The organism is Mycetocola sp. BIGb0189 (genome assembly GCF_024810155.1).
Taxonomy (GTDB): Bacteria; Actinomycetota; Actinomycetes; order Actinomycetales; family Microbacteriaceae; genus Mycetocola; species Mycetocola lacteus.
The window spans coordinates 316,417-336,690 of sequence record NZ_JANUED010000004.1 but is presented as its reverse complement, the minus strand read 5'-3'; the positions used below and the strand labels follow the sequence as shown (position 1 = coordinate 336,690).

The following is a 20,274-nucleotide window of genomic DNA, read 5'->3' as shown; positions in this document are numbered from 1 at the left end:
GTGGAAAAACTAGCCCTTGAGGGCACCGGCAAGCACGGCACCCTCCATCTTTTCGGCGAAGATCGCGTACACGATGTAGACGGGGATCAGGGTGATGACGATGCCCGCGGCCAGCACGCCGTACTGCGCCGCATTGGTCATCGACAGCGTGGGCAGCGCGACCTGGGCGGTGCGCAGTGCGGGGTCGGGACCGATGATCACCAGCGAGAAGAAGTACTCGTTCCAGAAGCCCAGGAAGTTCAGGATGATGACCGTGATCGTGGTGGGCATCGTGACCGGAAGGAACACCGCCCACAGCACCCGCATCTGACTGGCACCGTCCAGCACCGCCGATTCCTCGAGCTCCGCCGGCACCGTGCGCATCGCCTGGGTCAGCAGAATCACCGAGAGCGGCATCGCGCCGGCGGGGAGGAAGAGGATCAGGAACTCGCGGGTGTGGAACAGGTTCATCGAGATGGCGAGCATCACCGTGGGCACCAGCGCGGCAAAGGCCGGCACCAGGAAGCCCACCTGGAAGATGCGCTCCACGATGCCGCCGAGCTTGCCCTTGGAGCGGGCCAGCGCGTAGGAGGCGGGGATCGCCAGCAGCAGCGTGAGCACGCTCGCGCCCACCGTCAGGTACGCCTGATTCAACAGTGCCGGACCCAGCGTCGCCTGCTCCCAGGCCTTGCCGAAGTTGTCCAGCACCAGGCCGGCAAACGGGTTGAAGGGCTCGTTGAGGATCGCGGTATTGGTCTTGAAGGCCGAGATCACCAGGTAGTAGATCGGGACCAGCAGCAGGAGCACGTAGAGCCAAATCGCGCCGTGCGACAGATAGGTCAGGAAGGCGGAGATGCCGCGCGAACCGCGGGAGGAGGACGCGCGAACCGGCGCAGCCTGGGCGCGGGTCTTGAGTGGGGATGCGGTGGTGGTCATGGCTTGCTCCGGAACAGTCGTCGGATGCCGATCAGGCCGAGCACTCCGAGCACAAACAGGATGACGGCGATCGCCTGGGCATAGCCCACCTTCGACTTATTAAACGCGTAGTCGTAGACCAGGAAGGACAGGTTGATCGTCGAGGTGCCGGGTCCGCCGCGGGTCAGCAGCAGCACCACGGCGGCGGAGGTGAACAGGGTCCAGAGGAACTGCAGGGTCGTGATGACACCCACAAATCCCTTGGCCATCGGGAACGCGATCAGCCACATGCGTCGCCAGTGTCCGCAGCCGTCGAGCTCGGCGGCCTCAAACACCTCGGTGGGCAGCGAGTTCATGGCCGAGGCCAGCATCACCGCGGACACCGAGACCGAAGCCCAGAGGATCACGATGATGATCGCGATGAAGGCACTGTCGCCGTTGGCGAGCCAGGGCTTGGCGATATGGCCGAGCCCGATGGTGTCGAGGAATCCGTTGACCAGACCGGTGGGGGCAAACACCCCGAGGAACACCAGCGCGAGTGCGGGGGCCGAGAGCAGCACCGGGGTAAAGAGGACGGCGCGGATAAAGCGGTGACCGCGCGGACGCAGGTTCACGTAGTACGCGGTCATGAACGCGCCACACACCACGATCGGGACGGTGATGACCAGCTGGATCAGCGTGTTCAGGGCCGCCTGGTGCAGGACCGGGTCGGCGAAGAGCTTGGTGAAGTTGTCGAGACCCACGAAGGTGCGCGGGGCGATCAGGCCGCGCCAGTTGGTCATCGAGAAGTAGAACAGGCTGAACAGGGGCCCGATCGTGAAGACCAGGAACCAGACCAGTGCGGGAAGGGCGAAGGTCAGCCCGGCGTTGCGCTTCCAGACCGAGCGGCGGCGCGGGGTCTGGGGCCGGGGTGAGGCGGGGTGTGCGGCGCTGCTCACCTCGGTGGGCGCCGCGTCAATGACAGCCATGGTGGCTCCGAACGTTGAGGGTTGAATCGTTGTTGGGGGCAAGAACCGGTGGCGCCGGATTTCCCGACGCCACCGGTGTGCGGCTTAGCCCGCGGCGGCGTAGACGTTATCGACGGCCGCGCAGATGGCCTGGGCGTCGTTGCCCTTGGTGTAGGCCACCGAGGTGGCGCGATACATGGGGTTGGAGACATCCCCGGGCACGTGCCCATCGGGCATAACCGCCCAGTCCACCGAGTCCAGCAGCGGGCCGTTGGCCTGGGCGATGATCGGGGAGTCGATGTGGGAGGTGTCCACCTTGGTGCTGGTGGCCATCACGATGCCGGCATCGGCCATGATCTGAATGGTCGAGGGCTTGTACATGAACTCGACCAGCTTCTTCAGCGAGGCCTCCTTCTTCTGGCCGTTGGGGGTGACCCACCAGCCGGCCGAGGTGTCGCCGCGGTAGGCGTTCGGCTTGGTGAAGGTGCCGCCCGAGGCGACCGGGAAACCGCCGAGCTCGGTGGCCGAGGCGACGGGCTCCTCGGCGTGCAGGTACGCCCAGCTGCCCATCGGCCCGATGGCGGCCTTGCCGGACATGTAGAGCGCCTGGGCCTGGTCGGCGGTGAGGCCCTCGACGCCGTCCACGAAGACGCCGGCATCGCGCAGTTCGGCGAACAGCTCGACACCCTTCATCGCGTTGGGGGACTTGCACAGTCCACCCTTTTCGAAGACCTGGACGGTCTCCTTCTCATCCATATAGGTCTGCAGGATCTGCAGGAAGATCTTCTGACCGGACCAGTCATTACCACCGGTAGCCACCGGACCCACTCCGCTGGCCCGCAGTGCGGCGGCCGCGGACTTGAGCTCGTCGATGGTCTTGGGGACCTCGGTGCCGGCCTTTTTCAGCAGGTCGGTGTTGTACCACCAGGGCCAGGTAAAGCCGGTGTAGGGGAACCCGCGAACGTTGTCCTCATCGTCGGTCCAGGCCTCGACCGCGGCTTTGGGGATCGCGTCGCCGAGATCCCAGTCCTTGAGGTAGTCGTTGACCGGGATGACCGCGCCGTTCTTGGCCCAGTCGAGCTGCTTTTCCAGGAGTCCCACCAGCAGTACGTCGGCCTCATCGCCGGCGAGCAGGGAGGTTTCGTAAACCTGGTTGAGGTCCTCGCCGTTTTCCAGGATCTTGACCTTGATCCCACTCTCGGCGGTGAACTCCTTGATGGCGTCGCGCAGGGCGGTGCCCTGGCTATTACCACTGGTCCAAATGGTCTGCAGGGTAATGCTGTCGGCGTCGCCGCCCCCGGCGGAGGCGCCGCCGCTGGAGCAGGCGGTGAGCGCGAGGCCGGTGGTGACGAGAACGGCGAGTCCTGCTTGTCTGAAGCGATGCATCGGTGGATCCTTCCTGACGGTTACGGCGGTGCTGCCGTAAATCGAACGGTCGGGTTGGGGGCCGAACCGTTGGCCCCAACAATAGCCTGTGGTTTCTAACTTGGCAAGAGTGGTATTGATGTGGTCTGTACCGAGTGGAAACCCGCATCCGGGGGACAAATTCCCCGAATTCCGCGCCCGGGCACAGCAAAAAGCCCTCGTCCTCGGGAAAAACCCGAGGACGAGGGCCGATATTGCCGGGTGGTCTACGTGTAGAGCGAGACCGGCTGGAACTCACCGTTAATGTGGTGTGCACCCACCTCAAGCTTCTTGTAGTCCACCGGATCGTGCAGCGAGTGCGTGCGCACGTTGCGCCAGTGCAGGTCGAGTCCCACCCGCTGGTTGGCCGAGGAGGACCCGGTCACTTCGAAGATCCGGTGGGTCACCTCGAGCGCCACGGCATCGGTCACGACCTTGAGCTTGGCCACGGCGATCGCCAGTTCCCCGCGCTCCTCCCAGGTGAGGTCGCCGCCGCGATCGGCCGCCCGGTCAAAGTGGATGCCCACCCGCTCGGCGAGGGCGTCGGCCGCCTCGATCTGTGCCACAAACTCGCCCACCGTACGCTGCACAAACGGGTCGTGACGGTAGGTGTCGGCCCCGGAGAGGAACCAGGCGTTGGGACGGTTACGCAGGATCTGCGTGCCCTGAGCCAGCGCGCCCTCGGCGATGCCCAGGTACAGGTTGCCGAACGCGAGCTGGATGCCCGGGGTCAGCAGACTGGCGAAGGGTTCGGGGGAGTCCAGCCCCAGAACGTCGGCCGCCTCGACCCGGACGTTGTTAAAGCGCACCGACCCGCTGGCGGACAGCCGCTGGCCGAGCGCGTTCCAGTCGCCCAGGTATTCCACGCCCTCGCGGTCGTGATCCAGGACCGCGTAGAGGAACCGGTCGGCGTCCTCGCCACCGGTGATCCGGGCGTTGAGCAGGACCACATCGCCGACGCTGGCACCGGTCGAGAAGCGCTTGAGCCCGTTCAGGCGATAGCCGTCGCCCTCGCGAACCACCTCGAGGGCCGGATCCACCGGGTTGACCGAGTCGCCCCATACCCAGTTGCCCTCGATGCTCGCCCGGAACCAGGCTTCCTGGGCCTCGGGGGCGGCGGAAAACACGATGTTCGAGGCGTTGATGTAGTGGTAGGCGAGCACCTGGGCGACCGAGGCGTCGGTGCGCGCCAGCACCCGCACCACGTGCAGCGCGGTGGACCAGTGCGCCCCGCCGCCGCCGAACTCGGCCGGGTGCAGCAGGTTGATCAGTCCGGCCTCGCGCAGCAGGTTCAGCTCGGCGTGCGGGTCGAGGTTGGCCCGGTCGCGTTCGAGAGCGTCGGTTCCCAGGCGTGCGCCGACCTCGGCGGCGACGGCCTCCCAATGGGCGCGCTCGGCGGCATCGGCAACGCCGTGCCAGGGCGAGAGTGCGGCGGCCGCGGTTGTGGTTTCGGGTGATTCTGCGGTGGTGGTCATGCTGCGTCCTTCGGGGTATCGCGGATCGAATCGATATGCGGGATGACCCGCGAGGCGTCGCCATCGGCGGCGGACCGGGTACCGGTGAAGGCACCACGGTAGGCGGCACCCGGGTGGGTGCTGGGAAGGTGGGGTCCGGCGCCGCCGAGGCGTTCGCGCAGGGTGCCCTCGGGGTACTCGTTCCAGACTCGGCCGCGCTTTTGCAGCTCGGGGACGATCAGGTCCACGATGTCCTCGAAGCTGCCCGGGGTGACCGCATAGGCGAGGTTGAATCCGTCCACATCGGCCACCTCGATCCAGCGCTCCAGCTCGTCGGCCACGGTCGTGGGCGAGCCCACGATCACCGGACCGATGCCGCCGATGCCCAGGTATTCGGCGATGTCGCGCGGGGTCCACCGGCGCTCGGGATCGGTGATGGTGAAGATCGCCAGGGCCGAGCGGGCGGCATCGGTGTCCACGTATTCCAGCGGCACGTCCGGGTCATAGCCCGAGAGGTCGAGGCCCGACCAGCCGCCGTAGAGCGCCAGGGCGCCCTCGACGCTGGTGAACGAGCGGTACTCGTCATACTTCGCCTGGGCGAGCTCATCGGTTTCGGCGGTGATGATCGTGGCCAGCACGATGATCTTGACCTCGTTGCGGTCGCGTCCGGCGGCCTCGGTCTGGTCGCGAATATCGTCGACGTTTTTGCGGGTAATCTCGGGCCGCACCCCGTTGAGGAACACGGCCTCGGCGTGCCGGGCGGAGAAGGACTTTCCGCTCTTGGAGGTGCCGGCCTGGAAGATCACCGGGCTGCGCTGCGGCGAGGGCTCGGCCAGGTGGATGCCCGGCACCGAGAAGTGCTCGCCGCGGTGATCGATCGGGTGCACCCTGGTGGGGTCGGTGAAGACGCCGGATTCGCGGTCGCGCACCACCGCGCCATCCTCCCAGGACCCCTCCCACAGCTTGTAGGTCACGTCGAGGAACTCCTCGGCCAGCTGATAGCGCTGATCGTGGCTGAGCTGCTTTTCCAGGCCCAGGTTGGTCGCCGCGGAGTTGAGGTAGCTGGTGACCACGTTCCAGCCGATCCGGCCCCCGGTCAGGTGATCCAGCGAGGAGAAGGTGCGGGCCAGGCTGTAGGGCTGCTCATAGGTGAGCGCCACGGTGACCCCAAAACCCAGGTGGGTGGTGACCGCGGCCATCGCGGTGATCGGCAGCACCGGGTTGATCATCGGCACCTGCGCCGCGTCGATCAGGGCGGGGGCGACCGAGTCGCGGTAGACGTCATAGACGCCCAGCACATCGGCCAGGAAGACCGCGTCGAACTTGCCGCGCTCCAGGAGCCGGGCGAGGTTGGTCCAGTATTCCAGGGTGTTGTAGGTGTCGGCCCGGTTGTCCGGGTGGCGCCAGAGGCCCGGGGCCTGGTGTGTGACACAGCCCATATCGAAGGCGTTGAGGATGATGCGCTTGGACACGGTGGATCCTTTGATCGGTGGGGAGAAAAACTGCCGTGGGGGAACGCTAACAGCGCGGCACGGGTGGGCGCCCGGCTTTCGTAACACGGGGACATTCGCCCGGGTGACCGCGCGCCCGCGCGCGCGGATATCCGCGACGCGCGTCGCAAAGATAACGCCGTGTTACCGGCCGCGACGGATCATGACGGGACCGGGTGCATGCCCCGGAGGTCCGGTGCTAGCGTGACGCAACGCAACTCAGAGGCCCCGAATCGGGTTGCCAAAATCCCCGCCATCTCGCCCAAAGGAACCCCATGTCAATCTTTTCCACTCCGCGCCGCCGCCTTGCCGGTGCCGTGGCCGGTCTGAGTATCGCCGCCCTCGCGCTGAGCGGGTGCTCGGCCAGTGCCGACGCCGACGACAACTCGCAGGCCGGCGATAAGTCGCTCACGGTCCTGCTGATCTCCTCGCACAAGGGTGCCGCCGAATGGCTGAAGACCGAGTATCAGAAGGAGACCGGGGTCAAGATCAACCCCGTCATCGTGCCCTATGACGAGATCGGGTCCAAGCTTGCGCTCGATCAGCAGTCGGGGGCCAACACGATCGACGCCGCCGCCCCCTGGTACGTCTCGCTGGGCTCGCTCGCCCAGGACGGGGCGATCAAGGACCTCACCGGCGTGATTAAGGACCGCGCCGACGAGATCAAGCCCGACGACTTCATCCCCTCGATCTATGACCCGTACTCCCTGGTGGATGGCAAGCGCTACGGTCTGCCCTTTGATGGCGACACCCACGTGCTCTTCTACAACAAGGAGATCCTGGCCCGGAACAACATCACCGAGCCTCCCGCCACCTGGGATGAGTACCTCGAAGACGTGAAGACCATCACCGCCAACGAGGGCAAGTCGGGCACCTACGGGGCCGCGGTGTTCGGTCAGAAGTCACCGCTGATCCTCGGTGCCAGCTTCGCCAACCGTCTCGCCGGCTTCGGTGGGGAGTTCCTGGACAAGGATGGCAAGCCAGTCATCAACTCGCCTGAAGCCGTCAAGGCGGCCCAGGCCCTGGTGGATGTCAACAACTTCGCCCTGCCGACCCCGGCCGAAACCGACTTTGGTGCCGGCAACAACGCCTGGTACTCGGGCAAGGTGGGCTTCATCGAAAACTGGACCGATACCGGTGTGAACTCGGAAAACACCGCCGGAGACTCCAAGGTTGCCGGCAAGTGGGGCGTGACCTTCCTGCCCACCGAGAAGGCTGGCGAGAAGTCGCGCGCCTCGCTGGTGGCCGGCTTCAGCTGGGTCGTGGCCGCCAACACCAAGAAGACCAAGCTCGCCGAGGACTTCATCATCTGGGCCTCCTCGGAGAAGGTCAACGCCGCGCTGCTGACCGCGATCCCCACCACCGGGATCGACCCCAACCGCAAGTCCTCGCTCGAGGATGCCACCTACGGCGAGAAGTACCCGGAGATCCAGCGCGTCAACCGCGCGACCCTCGACGGTGCTCTCGCCTGGCCCACCGGTCCCAAGGCCACCGAGCTTGCCCAGACCCTGACCGATGAGCTGGCCAAGCTGCTTGCCGGCACCGGGGGCACCGCCAAGGAAACCCTTGACCGGGTGCAGACCAAGTGGGAGTCCCTCCTTGGGAAGTAACGCCCCCACGCTGGACGCCGTCGACCCGGAAACCGGGTCGGCGGCTTCCGCCGTTGATGCCGCGGAGACCTTGCCGGTCGCCGCCAGCTCGGGCGTGCAGCCCGCGCGTCTTGCGGGTGGTTCCGGCCGCCACGGCTCGGTGCCGAAGAAGGCATCCGCCCGCCCGCGCCTGCCCGGCGAGGGTACTCGAACCCGCCTGGTGCGGGCGGGGCTGGTGGCCCCGGCGAGTCTTGCGGTCATCGTGCTGGGCGCGTTTCCGCTGGTATTTATCCTGCTCGCGGCCTTCAGCCGCTCCTCGCTCGGGCGTCCGTTCCAGGAGTTTGTCGGCGGCGATAACGTGGTCGAGGCTCTGACCAATGACGATGTGATCGGCTCGCTGATCCGCTCGGTCGGCTATGCGCTGGCCGTCGCGGTGCTGAGCGTGGTGTTTGGGGTGATCGTGGCCCTGGCGCTCGCCGGTGCCGTGCGCGCCGGATCGCTGGTGCGCACCCTGCTGCTCCTGCCGCTGATCACCCCGCCGGTGGTGGTGGGCATCCTCTGGAAGCTGATCTTTAGTCCCTCGGGCGGCCTGATCGATACGCTGCTGCGCACCTTCGGCTACCGGGGTGAACCGCTCTCGATCCTCGCCAATCCCGATCTGGCGCTCGCCGGGGTGGGCATCGCGGACATCTGGGAGTGGACGCCGCTGATCGCGCTGCTGGTTTTCGCCGCGCTGCTCGGTCGGGATCCCGAGGTGTCCGAGGCCGCGGCCCTCGATGGGGCCCACGGCTGGCGGCTGTTTCGGGAGATCACCCTGCCGGCGATTGCGGGAACCATCGCGGCCGCCTTCCTGGTGCGCCTGGTGCTGGCCTTCAAGGTCTTTGACCTGATCTATGTGATGACCTCGGGTGGGCCCGGCCAGGCCACCACGATGCCCGCGTACCAGATTTACCAGGCCGCTCTGCAGCACGCGGATGTGGGCCAGGCGGCCGCCCTGACGCTGATCCTGGCCGTGGTCATCACCGTGATCACGACCCCGATCATCCTGATTTCCCGGAGGTTTGGTAATGACTAGCGCGACACTCACCCGCGTACCCAGGCCCGTTTCCTCGGGTGCCACCGCTCGACGTCGCACACCTCGCCGCGGGGTCCCGGTCGCGAAAATCGTGCTGGGCATCAGCCTCGCGCTGACCCTGATCCCGCTGCTCTACCTGCTGTCACTCTCCTTTATGGGACGGGCCGAGGTGGCCGCCGGGCACCTGCTCCCGGCAACCCCGGCCTGGGGTAACTGGGAGGCCGCACTCACGACGTCGGGGCTGCCGCGGGCGATCCTCAACTCGATCATTGCCGCGGGCTTTGGTGCACTGATCACGCTGGCGTTCGCGCTGCCGGCGGCCTGGGCGATGGTGCGGCACCAGACCGGCGGAAAAACCCTGACCGCGAGCATCCTGGCACCCTGGCTGCTGCCGCCGATCGTGGCGGTGATTCCGCTGTTCACGCTGCTGCGCATCCTCGGGCTCAACAACACGCTGGTGGGGCTGGCGTTCGTTTATGCGCTGGCCAATACGGGCCTGGCGGTCTTCCTGTTGCAGGGGTTTGTGAAGCGGGTTCCGCTGGAGATTGAGGAGGCCGCGGCGCTGGATGGGGCGGGCACGCTGCGCATCCTGTTCCGTGTCGTTCTGCCGCTGCTGACCCCGGCGCTGATCGCCGTGGGAGTGGTGGTCGCGGTGCTCAACTACAACGAGTTCCTGCTGGCCCTGTTCCTCACCCAGGGGCCGGATTCGCAGACGGTTCCGGTGATCCTCTCGCTGCTGCTCGGCGATAAGGTGCAGGACTTCGGGCAGCTCGCCGCCGCCTCCCTGGTGGGGGTCGCGCCGGTCTTTGCCGCCGCGGTGTTCCTGCAGCGCGGCCTGGTGGCCGGGCTCACCTCGGGCGCGGTGAAGTAGCGCGGGAAAACTCGAATTCGAGGGGCGTGCGGCTAGCTCGCGGTATCCACCGCGCAGCAGGCTTCGCGCCCCTCGGGCGTTGAGGCGGCGATGTTCGCCAGCAGGCGCACCGGGGTGGCCAGGGCCTCACAGCACAGCTCATAGACATTGGCGCGGCCGCGCGGGGTGACGGTGACCAGGTCGAGCTCCCGCAGCGGCGCGAGGTGGTGGCTGACGAGCGTCTGGCTGAGGCCGGAGGCATCGGTGAGTTCGCGGACGGTCAGCGGGCCGTCGGCCAGGAGGAGCACCAGGTGCAGCCGGTTGGGGTCGCCCAGGGCACGCATGAGCGGCGCGAGGGCGTGGGCGCGGGTAGCGGGGTCTTCCCCGGATTCACGGGGCAGCGGCTGGAGCTCCAGGGGCGTGAGGGACATGAATCCAGTATTACATGTTGCGACTTCTATTAACAGTCTTTACTGTTAACACCTGTCAACCTGCATGAAAGGAATTGCCATGTCCACTCCCTCTTCCGATCCCAAGCTGCCCGTTATCGTGATCGGTGCCGGGCCGATCGGCCTGGCTGCCGCCGCCCACCTGGTAACCCGCGGACTCCGCCCACTGGTGCTGGAGGCCGGGGCCTTTGCCGGGGCCGCGATTCGCGAGTGGGGGCACGTCTCGCTGTTCTCCCCCTGGGGATTCAACACCGATGCGGCGGCGCGGGCCCTGCTGGAGCCGCGCGGATGGGTGGCCCCGGATCCCGAGCGCGTGCCCACGGGCGCCGAGCTCGTTCGTGAGTACATTCAGCCGCTGGCCGCCGCCCCGGAAATCTCCCCGCATATTCGTTATGGTGCCCGCGTGGTTGGGGTAGGTCGTCGGGGGATCGATAAGACCCGGACGGTGGGGCGCGAGCGTCATCCGCTGCTCGTGCGGGTCGAAACCTCGGGTGGGATCGAGGAGGTGGAGGCGGCCGCGATCATCGACGCCTCGGGCACCTGGTCCACCCCCAATCCGCTGGGTGCCAGCGGATACCCGGCGGCCGGGGAAGCTGTGTGCGCGCCGTGGCTGGTGGGGGCGCTGCCCGACGTGCTGGGCCGTGACCGTGCCCGTTTCGCCGGGCGATCCACCCTCGTGGTGGGGCTCGGCCACTCGGCCGCCAATACCCTGCTGGCACTGGTGGAGCTCGCCGAATCGGTGCCGGGCACAGAGATTTTCTGGGCGATTCGCGGACACTCCCCGCACCGCCTCTACGGCGGCGGGGACGCCGATGAACTGCCCGCCCGGGGCGCACTGGGCACCCGGCTGCGCGCGGCAGTGGATTCCGGACGAATCACGCTGCTGCGCGACTTCGCGATTCACTCGCTGGGGGCGACCCCCGCAGGCCGGGTGAAGGTCAAGGCGGGCGGATCCACCGAGATCGTGGTGGACGCGATCGCCGCGGCCACCGGGTTCCGTCCCGACCTCGACATGCTGCGCGAGGTGCGGCTGGACCTGGATCCGGTGGTCGAGGCCCCTGCGCGGCTCGCGCCACTCATCGACCCGAACCACCACTCGTGTGGGACCGTCGAGCCACACGGCGCGGAGATTCTGGCGCAGCCCGAAACCGGGGTCTACATCGTGGGGATGAAGAGCTACGGTCGCGCGCCGACCTTCCTGCTGGCCACCGGCTATGAGCAGGTGCGTTCGGTGGTCGCGGCGATCGCGGGTGATCATGAGGCAGCCGCCCGGGTCGAGCTGATCCTGCCCGAATCCGGGGTGTGCTGCGTGGCCCCGGGCGTGCCCGAGGCGCGCGTGACCGTGGGGTTCCCCACCGGGCTGGAGCACGGCTTCGCCGGAGAGGTCGCCCGCGGCTAGGTGCGGCTAGGTCGCAAGCCCGCCGGGTTAGACCCGCGCGCCCACGGGGTCGCCCGGGCGCGGGGCGAGTCCGGCCGCGCGGTAGGCGGCGTCGATCAGGGCGAGGGTACGCACGGATTCGGCGACGCTCACCGGGAAGGCCGCGTGCCCGCGCACGGCCGCCCGGAAGGCATCCAGCTGATAGTCGAAGGAGGGGACAGTGCCCAGGTGCTCGGTGCGCGGGGCATCCAGAGGGCCGATCAGCAGACGATCATCCAGCTGCGGCAGCACAAAATCGGGGGCCTCCAGGACCCCGGCGCTGCCGACGATGCGCAGCGAGAACTCCATGTCCGCGGCGTCCATGGAGGAGGTGATGCGCACCGGGGTGCCGTCAGGGAAGGCGAGGTTGGCGGTGAGCGAGCGATCCACCTCGGCATCCTCGGGGCGGCCCAGCGCGGTCGCAGCGATCAGGCGCGGGGAACCACCAAAGTGTGAACCCAGGTTTTCGGCGGCGTGCAGGGCGTAGCAGCCCACGTCCATGACGCTGCCGCCGGCGAGGTCCAGACTCCAGCGCGGGTCCGCATCGTCGGGGGCGGGGATCTCCGAGCGGATCGTGACGCTCTGAATCCGGCCCAGTTCGCCCGAGGCCAGCACCTCGTGCACCCGCAGCCAGAGCGGGTGCATCGCATAGTGGAACGCCTCGGCCAGCACCAGGCCCGATCCGGACGCCCGCGCGGCGAGGGATTCCAGCTGGGCGGAGTTGGCGGCGATCGGCTTCTCCACCAGCACGTGCTTGCCCGCGTCGAGGGCCCGGGCCGCCCACTCGGCGTGCTCGGAGTTCACCAGCGGGACGTAGATGGCCTCGATGTCCGGGGAGCGTAGCAGCGCCGCATAGTCGTTTTCGGCGCGGAGGAACCCGTGTTCGGTCGCATAGTCGCGGGCACGCCGGGGATCGCGGGCGGCCACGGCGACCAGCACATCGCCGGCGGTCTGTGCGGCCGGAATCAGCGAGCGGGAGGCGATCCGTGCGGCACCCAGGACGCCTAAACGCAGCGGGCGACGCGGAATCGGGTTCGGGCGGGTAAGGGGAGAGGACATCGTTGGTCTCCGAAACGTGAAGCGGGGAATGCGGCGGCCTGGCCGCGACGAACCCCACCACTCTACTCGGGTGCCGTCTTAAGAAGTCGCCCTCGATGCCCGTGTGGGCATCGAGGGCGACGAGTGGGTGCGACTAGGCCGTCGCGGCGGATGAGCGGCCGCGACGCAGGCCACGCACCAGGTGGTCGGCCGAGAAGGTGCCGGGGCCGGTCAGGGCCAGGGCGGCGGCACCGGCGGCGAGGGCGAGGACCAGCTCAAAGCCGCCCGCGTCCACGAAGATGCCCGCCGAGGCGTGCACCAGGAACAGGGCGCCGAGCATGTCGAGCACCAGCAGCCCGGCGACAATCCGGGTCGCCAGGCCGAGGATCAGCGCGGCACCCCCAACAATCTCCAGGATCGCCACGGCCGGGCCCACCAGCTCGGGCAGCGGTACCCCCATGCCGCGGAACGCTTCGGTGGTGCCGGCGAGGGTGAACTCGGTGAGTTTCTGCCAGCCGTGGGCGAAAAAGACGACACCGAGCGCAACGCGCAGTAGTGCCAGGCCAAGGGACGAGGTGGTCGACGGGGTCAAAACGGGCTCCTTCGATCGGAAATAGATTGTCGCTACAACTATTTCCGGGATTGGGTCCGGATGGGGGCAATGCCGCACGCCTCCCAGGGCATTGCCAGGTCGAAACCACCTGCGTTAGGCATCTGCGCGGCCCAGCGGCCCAGCGGCCCAGCGGTCTAGACGTTCAGAGGCTCAGGTGTCAGCCGCCGCGGACCGCCGGACGCGCACTCCGCCTACTTGGCGGCGCTCTCCATCATCGCGCCCTCGAGCGCGGTCCAGGCGAGCATCGCGCACTTCACCCGGGCGATATAGCGCGAGACACCCTCGAGGGCGGCGGCGTCCCCGAGGGGTTCGTCATCCTCGATCCCGGCACCCTTGGACTGCATCAGCTCGCGGAACAGGCCGATCCGCTCGGGCAGTTCGGCCACCGGCAGACCCGCGGTCAGGTCGGTCAGCAGCGAGGCCGAGGCCATCGAAATCGAGCAGCCCTGACCCTCCCAGGCGAGCTTCTCCACGGTTTCCCCCGAGGCGTCGGTGACCAACTGCAGGGTGATTTCATCCCCACAGGTAGGGTTCAGCTGGTGGTTGCTGGGGTGATCCTCGGGGCGCAGGCCGAAGCCGTGCTTCTGCTTGGACGCCTCCAGGATGACCTGCTGGTAGAGGGAGGCGAGTTCGGGTGAGCCCATGATGGCAGCTCCAGTTTCTAAATCTGAGTGGGGATTAAAGCGGGATTAGTCGGCGAGGCCGAAGTAGGCGCGGACCTCGCCCAGAGCCTCGATCACCGCGTCAATCTCGGCGGTGGTGTTGTAGAAGTACGGGCTGATCCGGGTCGAGGCGGTCACGCCTAGACGGCGGTGCAGCGGCTGGGCGCAGTGGTGGCCCACGCGGATCGCGATGCCGCGATCATCCAGATACTGGCCGACATCGTGCGCGTGCACCCCCTCGACATCCAGCGCGACCACGCCCGAACGCAGCGCGGCCTCGCTCGGGCCGAGGACCCGGATGCCCGGGATTGCCGCGGCCCCGCGGTACATGCGTGCGCCCAGCTCGGCCTCGCGCTCGTGGATCCGGTCCAGGCCCACGGCATCCAGATACTCGATCGCGGCAGCCAGCCCGATCGCCTGCGCGACCTGCTGAGTTCCCGCCTCAAACCGCTGCGGGGCGGGCAGATACTCGGCCTTCTCCAGGGTTACGGTGGTGATCATCGAGCCGCCGGTGAGGAACGGCGGCAGGGCGTTCAGCAGCTCGGAGCGACCATAGAGCACACCGATGCCGGTGGGGCCCAGCATCTTGTGGCCCGAGAACGCGGCAAAGTCCACGTCCAGCTCGCGGACGTTCACCCCCATGTGCGGCACCGACTGGCAGGCATCCAGTACCACCAGGGCATCCGCCGCGCGGGCCAGGGCGACCAGCTCGGAAACCGGGTTGATCACCGCAGACACGTTGGACACGTGGGTGAACGCAACCAGCTTGACCTCGGGGGTGATCAGCGCGGCTGCCGCCTCCATGTCGAGGGTGGCATCATCGAGGATCGGGATGACGCGCAGCGTCGCGCCGGTGCGGGCGGCCAGCTCCTGCCAGGGAATGAGGTTGGCGTGGTGCTCGCCCTCGGTGGTGACGATCACGTCTCCGGCTCCGATCGCGAAGCGCTTTGCGGCCTCGCCGCCGAGACCCGCGCTGGCGTTGGAGATGCCGTAGGCGATCAGGTTCAGCGCCTCGGTGGCACCGCTGGTCCACACCACCTCGTCGATATCGGCCCCGATAAATCCGGCAACCTTGGCCCGCGCATCCTCGAACCGCTCGGTCGCCAGGGCGGCCAGGGTGTGGGCGCCGCGGTGCACGGCGGCGTTGTGATGCTCGTAGAAGTCGCGCTCGACATCGAGTACCGCGGTGGGTTTTTGCGAGGTCGCGCCGGAGTCCAGATACGCCAGGCGGTGACCGTTCACCTCCTGATCCAGGGCCGGGAAGTCGGCAGCGAGGCGGGCGGCCTCGGCATCGTCGATCGGGTGGTTCAGGGTCATGGGATACGGCTTCCTCTGCCCAAAACGGGCACTTGTCGTACGGGGTGTGCTGTGAAGGATCAACAGCAAACGGGGAAACGGAATTCCCCACGCCCCCATTCTCTCGCGTGTGTGCCGCCCGGGCTACCCGGCGGGGTCATCGCGCCGTAACCTGCGATCCCGGCCCGCCGATTTTTGTGCCGATTTCCCAGGCACACGCGCTTAGGATGAGGTCTCGACATATTGTCTGTATTTGTGTTTTGGAAGGTCCCCGTGCGCACTCGTCTCCCCGCCCTCGTCCTGAGCGGCCTGCTCGCCGCCACCCTCGCCGGGTGCGCCGCATCGGAACCCTCCACCGGCGGATCTGCCGCCCCCAGCAGCAACACCAGCGCCGATGCCGGCACCGGTAAGCCCGCGCTGACCAAGCTCTCCAGCACCGAGGGTGGTCTCTCCGGTGGCACCACCCTGACCCTGACCGGTGAAAACCTCAAGGGCGTCACCAACGTGCACTTCGGTACCGTGGACGCCGGCGACATCACCGTCAAAAACGACACCACCATCGAGGTCACCGTGCCCTCCTCGTTCAACTATGTAGAGGGCCAGGTTCCGGTCACCGCGCTTATTGGGCAGACCCCTGCCGCCGGCAGCGCCGAGTACACGTACGCGGTGAAGACCGACGTGGACCGCCAGATGGCCTACCTCTTCAAGCACTGGAACAACTACAACACCGCGCAGTGGGGCGACATGAACGCCGGCGGTGGAGACTGCGCCAACTTCACCAGCCAGGGCCTGATCGCCCGCGGCTGGAAGCAGAACCCGCAGTGGAACAGCCCCGGCGTGAACGTGGCCTCCTCAACCGAGTCCTGGCGCTTCGTGCCCACCATGGACAAGTGGCTCACCAACGACGCCTCGACCCTGGGCCTCACCAAGCTGACCCTCGCCGACCGCGACAAGCTCAAGGTCGGCGACATCGGCGTGTTCCTGTGGACCGGCGAGGGCCGTCCCGACCACGTGATGACCGTGTCCAGCGTCAAGAAGGTGAACGGCCACACCGAGGTCGCGTTTGTTTCGCACAACCTCGACGGCGACTACCGCGACCTGGACCAGCTGATCAAGGACAAGAACGCCGCCAACAAGCCCGGCCAGGAGATGCAGGCCTGGTTCTACTCGATTCCCGACGCTAAGGCGTAACCTCGTCCAACAGGTCGGCATCTGCGCATTCCCGACGCTCAGGCGTAACCCCGGCCAGCCTGGTCGGTATCTGCGCATTCCCGACGCCAAGGCGTAACCTCGGTGAACTTATAGCGAACTAGGTAAGTTCTGAAACGAAGACTCACGACCGGCCTGGGTGCGTGTGAAATCCGATCCTAAACAATTGGTGGGCGGCGAGAGAGCAGCTCAATGATGGCGGTTTGATCTGCAATCATCCGGGCTGCGCGGTCATCGATGTACCCCGCAACAAACAGTAGATCGGCAACGTGCTGGTGCAACGATTGGTGAAAGATCGGCTCATGGTGCGCCACCCGGTTACGTAAATGGTGGAGGCGGATTACAACCGTTTCCAACTCGGCCCGATCGCGCAAATGCCTCGGAACACCTGTAAATGCCGACTGCGCACGCGGCCAGATTGTGGCTTGATACCGAGAGCTGAGCAAGAATCGCCAGAACCCAAATGTGAGTTCAGCGACGACTTTTCCGGGAGATTCTGGCCGGTTTCCTTGAGTCGCGTGGTCCTGCGCTACGGTAACGCTTCGCCTTGCTTGTGATGCGAAGTTGTAATAGCTATCTATGTACCACCGCTGGTCGGGTGAGTGGGGCGCAAGCTTGGTGTGGATTGCATTTCGTAACAAGACTTCGACGTGCCCTGTCAGCTCAAAGAGTAGGGCGGAGACGCTTGCATTCCACAGATAGAGCGAGAGCGTGTCCTCACGTGCCGAGCGATATCGGGTTAGCCGTTCGGGACTAATCCACCGCTCCAACAGTGCTTCATCAGGCGCATATGACATCTAGACTCCCCCATGGTCTTCGCGTATGATCGTTGTGAAAGCCCCGGAACGATCCCTGCTCTGAAAGATTGAGCACATCGCCGGGGCTACTGATTTATCTGATGAGTTTTAGACTCCTTATCGGACTGCGAGGTTCAAGATGGGAACTTCTCATCCCGGGCAAGAGTGCTATAGATCGTTCATGATCGTGGCTGAAACTCTAACCCTCTCAAACTCATAAAGTAAGAGCTGGTGCGCACCTGCTTGAATATTGTGGGCGCACCAATGTGCACGGGATGCTGTGTTTTTCTCACCGGCGCGCCCGGTAGGCTGGATTTCTCATGATCCCCGAGGAGAAAGGCGCGGAATTGCAGTACATCTCGACGCGCGGCCACGTCATTGGCCAGTATTCCGACGTTCTGGTTGAGGGCCTGGCCCCGGATGGCGGCCTCGCCGTCCCCGAAACCGTGCCCACCGTTTCTCCCGAGACGCTGGAGAGCTGGCGCGGCCTCGGCTACGCCGACCTGGCCACCGAGGTGATCGGGCTGTTCGCGACCGACATTCCCCGCGAGGACCTGTCCCGGCTGACCCACGCGGCCTATGCCGCCGATAAGTTTGAGGCCGCCGAGATCGTCCCGCTGACCGACCTGGGCCGCGGCATGACGCTGGTGGGCCTGTCCGAGGGGCCGACGCTGGCCTTCAAGGACATGGCGATGCAGTTCCTCGGCGAGGCCATGGAATATGTGCTGGCCAAGACCACCAGCAGCCTGAACATCCTCGGGGCTACCTCGGGCGACACCGGCTCCGCCGCCGAATACGCATTCCGCGGGCGTGAGCGCATCTCAATCTTCATGCTCTCTCCGCTCGGCCGAATGAGCGCCTTCCAGCGTGCGCAGATGTACTCGCTGCAGGATGCCAACGTGCACAACCTCGCCGTGGCGGGCGTTTTTGATGACTGCCAGCACCTTGTGAAGACCCTCTCCGAGGATCTCGACTTCAAGCGTGCCCACAACCTCGGCGCGGTCAACTCGATCAACTTTGGTCGAATTTCCGCCCAAATCGTCTACTACGTGTGGGCCTGGCTGCGCGCCACCGACGCCGTGGAGGCCGACCAGCGTGCGGGCTTCGAGGTGTCGGTAGCGGTGCCCTCGGGCAACTTCGGCAACATCCTCTCGGGCTACTACGCCAAGCTGCTCGGCGTGCCGATCCGCAAGCTGGTGCTCGCCTCGAACGAGAACAACGTGCTGGATGACTTCTTCCGCACCGGCATCTACCGCCCGCGCACCTCGGCCGAAACCCTGGCCACCTCGAGCCCCTCGATGGATGTCTCTAAGGCCTCCAACCTGGAGCGCTTCATCTTCGACTTCTTCGGTCGCGACCCCGAGCGCACCGCCGGTGCGTGGAAGGACCTCGCCGCCAACGGATTCTTCGACCTCAGCGGCGAGCAGGCCCGCTTCGAGGCCGAATATGGTTTCGTGAGTGGCACCTCGACCCACGCCGACCGGATCGACACCATCCGCTTGTTTGCCGAGTCTTCGGGCATCACCCTGGATCCGCACACCGCCGATGGCGCGAAGGTTGCGCTGCCGCACGTCGAGGACGGCATCCCGATGCTTGTGCTGGAGACCGCCAAGCCGCGCAAGTTCCCCGAGATCGTGGCCGAGGCGCTGGGCTCTGCCCCCGAGCAGTCGGCCGAGACGAAGGCGCTGATGGAGGCCCCGCAGCGGGTCGAGGAGATCCCCTTCGACGCCGACTTCCTGCGCACCTACATCGCCGAGCGCATTTAGATTACGTTCGCACACGCACGGTGGCCGGGCCCCTCGGGGCCCGGCCATTCTGTGTTCTAGCGCGGGGCGCGCTCCCCGCTGCCGCGCGGGATCAGGGTGGCACCGAGCTGAATGTGCTGACGCGGTCCGGTGTCCCCGGCGAGCCGGCTAAAGAGCAGCTCGGCCGCCAGCCGGCCCACCGCCGCCGGGTCCTGCGCGACCACGCTGACCGGTGGTTCCAGGGCGTCGGCAAGCTCGAAGTCGTCGAACCCAACCAGGGCGATCGAGATGCCGCGCTGGCGCAGCAGGCGCACCACGCGGACGCTCCACCGGTTGTTTCCGGCGAGGATCGCGGTGGGGGGATCGGCCTGATCCAGCAGTGCCAAAAACGCCTCCCCGGACTCGGGGGCCGCGGGATTGGCCATCAGTACCAGGTTGTCATCGCGCTCGATCCCGGCGGTTTCCAACGCTTCCAGATAGCCGATCCGGCGCTCCTGGGCGGTGTAGAGGCTCGCGGTGTCACCGACAAACGCGATCCGGCGGTGACCCCCGGCGAGCAGGTGGCGGACCCCGGCGGCGGTCCCACCGCGGTTATCCACCAGGACCGTATCGGCGTCCACATCCACGCTCGGCCGGTCCACAAACACCAGCGAGCAGCCGGCTTCACCCTCGGCCGCCAGCACGCGCGGATCCATGCCCTCGGCGGGGGTGATGATCAGCCCGTCGATCCCGCGTCCGCTGAGCGAGCGCACCAGCTCCTCGGCCCGGCGCGGGTCCTCGGCGGAGGAGGACACCAGCAGCGCGTGATGGTGCGCGTGGGCCACCTCCTCGACGGCGCGGGCAAGTGTGGAGTAGAACGGGTCCGCGAGGTCCTCGATGATCAGCCCAATCGTGGCCGTGGTGCCCTGGCGGAGTTGCCGTGCCTGTTCGTTTCGACGGAACCCGAGTTCCCGGATGGCCGCCTCGACGCGTACCGCCTTGGCCGCGCTCACACTCTCGGTTCCGTTGACCACGCGAGACACGGTTTTCAGGCTCACATCCGCCAGTTTGGCCACGTCGTTCATTGTGGGGCGGGTGCTGCGGGGGAGCGGCGTCATGGATGTCCTCGGGGGTCGGTCGCGGAATCCGCGACGCTGTGTCAACGATGTCAGATCCTAGCAACACAGTCCGGCAAATTCCGGTGGTATCCCAAGATTAATCCCCGAGTCGGGGAATTAATACCTCGTAATCACGGGGATTTTCGCCGGGTCCCCCAAAAGACAACGTTGACATTTTTTGGGCCGACGCGATAGATTCGGCGCAACCCGTGCCACGCAATGATGCAGTGCGCATGATGCGGGTTCCT

At 66.6% G+C, this 20,274-nt stretch carries 18 protein-coding genes; 6 read left to right on the top strand and 12 right to left on the bottom strand.

Going from position 1 to position 20,274, the window contains the following annotated elements; all coding sequences use genetic code 11:
* Nucleotides 1–9: 9 nt before the first annotated feature.
* The 5 genes from M2390_RS08630 to M2390_RS08610 all read right to left on the bottom strand — a co-directional run bounded on the left by M2390_RS08630 (nt 10) and on the right by M2390_RS08610 (nt 6,171).
* A complete protein-coding gene (locus tag M2390_RS08630; RefSeq protein ID WP_121689545.1) occupies nt 10–915 on the bottom strand; it encodes a carbohydrate ABC transporter permease in 906 nt (301 codons plus the stop codon).
* Entirely contained in the window at nt 912–1,862 is a 951-nt protein-coding gene (locus tag M2390_RS08625) for a carbohydrate ABC transporter permease (protein WP_259178029.1), read from the bottom strand. The genes M2390_RS08630 and M2390_RS08625 overlap by 4 nt, the downstream gene beginning before the upstream one ends.
* Nucleotides 1,863–1,946: 84 nt before the next feature.
* A complete protein-coding gene (locus tag M2390_RS08620; protein WP_259178028.1) occupies nt 1,947–3,227 on the bottom strand; it encodes an ABC transporter substrate-binding protein in 1,281 nt (426 codons plus the stop codon).
* A 245-nt stretch (nt 3,228–3,472) separates the two neighbouring features.
* Nucleotides 3,473–4,720: an acyl-CoA dehydrogenase family protein gene (locus M2390_RS08615; RefSeq protein ID WP_259178027.1), complete on the bottom strand. Its 1,248-nt coding sequence runs from the start codon at nt 4,718–4,720 to the stop codon at nt 3,473–3,475.
* On the bottom strand, nt 4,717–6,171 hold the full coding sequence (locus M2390_RS08610; protein ID WP_259178026.1) for an LLM class flavin-dependent oxidoreductase: 1,455 nt from the start codon (nt 6,169–6,171) through the stop codon (nt 4,717–4,719). The genes M2390_RS08615 and M2390_RS08610 overlap by 4 nt, the downstream gene beginning before the upstream one ends.
* Before the next feature lie 293 nt (nt 6,172–6,464).
* On the opposite strand from M2390_RS08610, the gene M2390_RS08605 reads away from it, so the two are divergent.
* From M2390_RS08605 to M2390_RS08595, 3 genes are read left to right on the top strand one after another with little or no spacing between them, the layout of a single operon-like run.
* A complete protein-coding gene (locus M2390_RS08605) occupies nt 6,465–7,799 on the top strand; it encodes an ABC transporter substrate-binding protein (protein WP_259178025.1) in 1,335 nt (444 codons plus the stop codon).
* On the top strand, nt 7,789–8,853 hold the full coding sequence (locus M2390_RS08600; RefSeq protein WP_259178024.1) for a carbohydrate ABC transporter permease: 1,065 nt from the start codon (nt 7,789–7,791) through the stop codon (nt 8,851–8,853). The genes M2390_RS08605 and M2390_RS08600 overlap by 11 nt, the downstream gene beginning before the upstream one ends.
* A complete protein-coding gene (locus tag M2390_RS08595; RefSeq protein ID WP_259178023.1) occupies nt 8,846–9,724 on the top strand; it encodes a carbohydrate ABC transporter permease in 879 nt (292 codons plus the stop codon). The genes M2390_RS08600 and M2390_RS08595 overlap by 8 nt, the downstream gene beginning before the upstream one ends.
* 32 nt (nt 9,725–9,756) lie before the next feature.
* On the opposite strand, the gene M2390_RS08590 is transcribed toward M2390_RS08595, so the two are convergent.
* Nucleotides 9,757–10,134: a helix-turn-helix transcriptional regulator gene (locus M2390_RS08590; protein WP_259178022.1), complete on the bottom strand. Its 378-nt coding sequence runs from the start codon at nt 10,132–10,134 to the stop codon at nt 9,757–9,759.
* A gap of 79 nt (nt 10,135–10,213) precedes the next feature.
* Here M2390_RS08590 and M2390_RS08585 point away from each other — a divergent pair, with 79 nt between their 5' ends.
* Nucleotides 10,214–11,551 carry an FAD-dependent oxidoreductase gene (locus tag M2390_RS08585; protein WP_259178021.1) on the top strand — a complete coding sequence of 446 codons (1,338 nt, stop codon included), beginning with the start codon at nt 10,214–10,216 and terminating at the stop codon, nt 11,549–11,551.
* Between the two features lie 27 nt (nt 11,552–11,578).
* Here the strand turns inward: M2390_RS08585 and M2390_RS08580 are convergent, their stop codons facing one another.
* The 4 genes from M2390_RS08580 to M2390_RS08565 all read right to left on the bottom strand — a co-directional run bounded on the left by M2390_RS08580 (nt 11,579) and on the right by M2390_RS08565 (nt 15,199).
* A complete protein-coding gene (locus tag M2390_RS08580; RefSeq protein WP_259178020.1) occupies nt 11,579–12,628 on the bottom strand; it encodes a Gfo/Idh/MocA family protein in 1,050 nt (349 codons plus the stop codon).
* 133 nt (nt 12,629–12,761) lie between these two features.
* Nucleotides 12,762–13,199: a DoxX family protein gene (locus tag M2390_RS08575; RefSeq protein ID WP_043322355.1), complete on the bottom strand. Its 438-nt coding sequence runs from the start codon at nt 13,197–13,199 to the stop codon at nt 12,762–12,764.
* A 212-nt stretch (nt 13,200–13,411) separates the two neighbouring features.
* Nucleotides 13,412–13,864, bottom strand: a complete 453-nt coding sequence (gene sufU / locus M2390_RS08570; RefSeq protein WP_030149378.1) for a Fe-S cluster assembly sulfur transfer protein SufU — start codon at nt 13,862–13,864, stop codon at nt 13,412–13,414.
* A gap of 45 nt (nt 13,865–13,909) precedes the next feature.
* Entirely contained in the window at nt 13,910–15,199 is a 1,290-nt protein-coding gene (locus tag M2390_RS08565; RefSeq protein ID WP_259178019.1) for an aminotransferase class V-fold PLP-dependent enzyme, read from the bottom strand.
* A 252-nt stretch (nt 15,200–15,451) separates the two neighbouring features.
* On the opposite strand from M2390_RS08565, the gene M2390_RS08560 reads away from it, so the two are divergent.
* Nucleotides 15,452–16,369 carry an amidase domain-containing protein gene (locus tag M2390_RS08560; RefSeq protein WP_259178018.1) on the top strand — a complete coding sequence of 306 codons (918 nt, stop codon included), beginning with the start codon at nt 15,452–15,454 and terminating at the stop codon, nt 16,367–16,369.
* A gap of 176 nt (nt 16,370–16,545) precedes the next feature.
* On the opposite strand, the gene M2390_RS08555 is transcribed toward M2390_RS08560, so the two are convergent.
* On the bottom strand, nt 16,546–17,184 hold the full coding sequence (locus M2390_RS08555; protein WP_259178017.1) for an Abi family protein: 639 nt from the start codon (nt 17,182–17,184) through the stop codon (nt 16,546–16,548).
* A gap of 347 nt (nt 17,185–17,531) precedes the next feature.
* On the opposite strand from M2390_RS08555, the gene thrC reads away from it, so the two are divergent.
* A complete protein-coding gene (gene thrC, locus M2390_RS08550; RefSeq protein WP_259178075.1) occupies nt 17,532–18,950 on the top strand; it encodes a threonine synthase in 1,419 nt (472 codons plus the stop codon).
* 56 nt (nt 18,951–19,006) lie between these two features.
* Here the strand turns inward: thrC and M2390_RS08545 are convergent, their stop codons facing one another.
* Nucleotides 19,007–20,026, bottom strand: coding sequence for a LacI family DNA-binding transcriptional regulator (locus M2390_RS08545; RefSeq protein WP_259178016.1), 1,020 nt, complete (start codon nt 20,024–20,026; stop codon nt 19,007–19,009).
* Between the last annotated feature and the right edge of the window lie 248 nt (nt 20,027–20,274).

Excerpts from the sequence above, each read along its gene's own strand:
- M2390_RS08630 (WP_121689545.1), bottom strand. The coding sequence starts at position 915 with ATGACCACCACCGCATCCCCACTCAAGACCCGCGCCCAGGCTGCGCCG.
- M2390_RS08625 (WP_259178029.1), bottom strand. The coding sequence starts at position 1,862 with ATGGCTGTCATTGACGCGGCGCCCACCGAGGTGAGCAGCGCCGCACAC.
- M2390_RS08620 (WP_259178028.1), bottom strand. The coding sequence starts at position 3,227 with ATGCATCGCTTCAGACAAGCAGGACTCGCCGTTCTCGTCACCACCGGC.
- M2390_RS08615 (WP_259178027.1), bottom strand. The coding sequence starts at position 4,720 with ATGACCACCACCGCAGAATCACCCGAAACCACAACCGCGGCCGCCGCA.
- M2390_RS08605 (WP_259178025.1), top strand. The coding sequence starts at position 6,465 with ATGTCAATCTTTTCCACTCCGCGCCGCCGCCTTGCCGGTGCCGTGGCC.
- M2390_RS08595 (WP_259178023.1), top strand. The coding sequence starts at position 8,846 with ATGACTAGCGCGACACTCACCCGCGTACCCAGGCCCGTTTCCTCGGGT.
- M2390_RS08590 (WP_259178022.1), bottom strand. The coding sequence starts at position 10,134 with ATGTCCCTCACGCCCCTGGAGCTCCAGCCGCTGCCCCGTGAATCCGGG.
- M2390_RS08585 (WP_259178021.1), top strand. The coding sequence starts at position 10,214 with ATGTCCACTCCCTCTTCCGATCCCAAGCTGCCCGTTATCGTGATCGGT.
- M2390_RS08580 (WP_259178020.1), bottom strand. The coding sequence starts at position 12,628 with ATGTCCTCTCCCCTTACCCGCCCGAACCCGATTCCGCGTCGCCCGCTG.
- sufU (WP_030149378.1), bottom strand. The coding sequence starts at position 13,864 with ATGGGCTCACCCGAACTCGCCTCCCTCTACCAGCAGGTCATCCTGGAG.
- M2390_RS08565 (WP_259178019.1), bottom strand. The coding sequence starts at position 15,199 with ATGACCCTGAACCACCCGATCGACGATGCCGAGGCCGCCCGCCTCGCT.
- M2390_RS08555 (WP_259178017.1), bottom strand. The coding sequence starts at position 17,184 with ATGTCATATGCGCCTGATGAAGCACTGTTGGAGCGGTGGATTAGTCCC.
- M2390_RS08545 (WP_259178016.1), bottom strand. The coding sequence starts at position 20,026 with ATGACGCCGCTCCCCCGCAGCACCCGCCCCACAATGAACGACGTGGCC.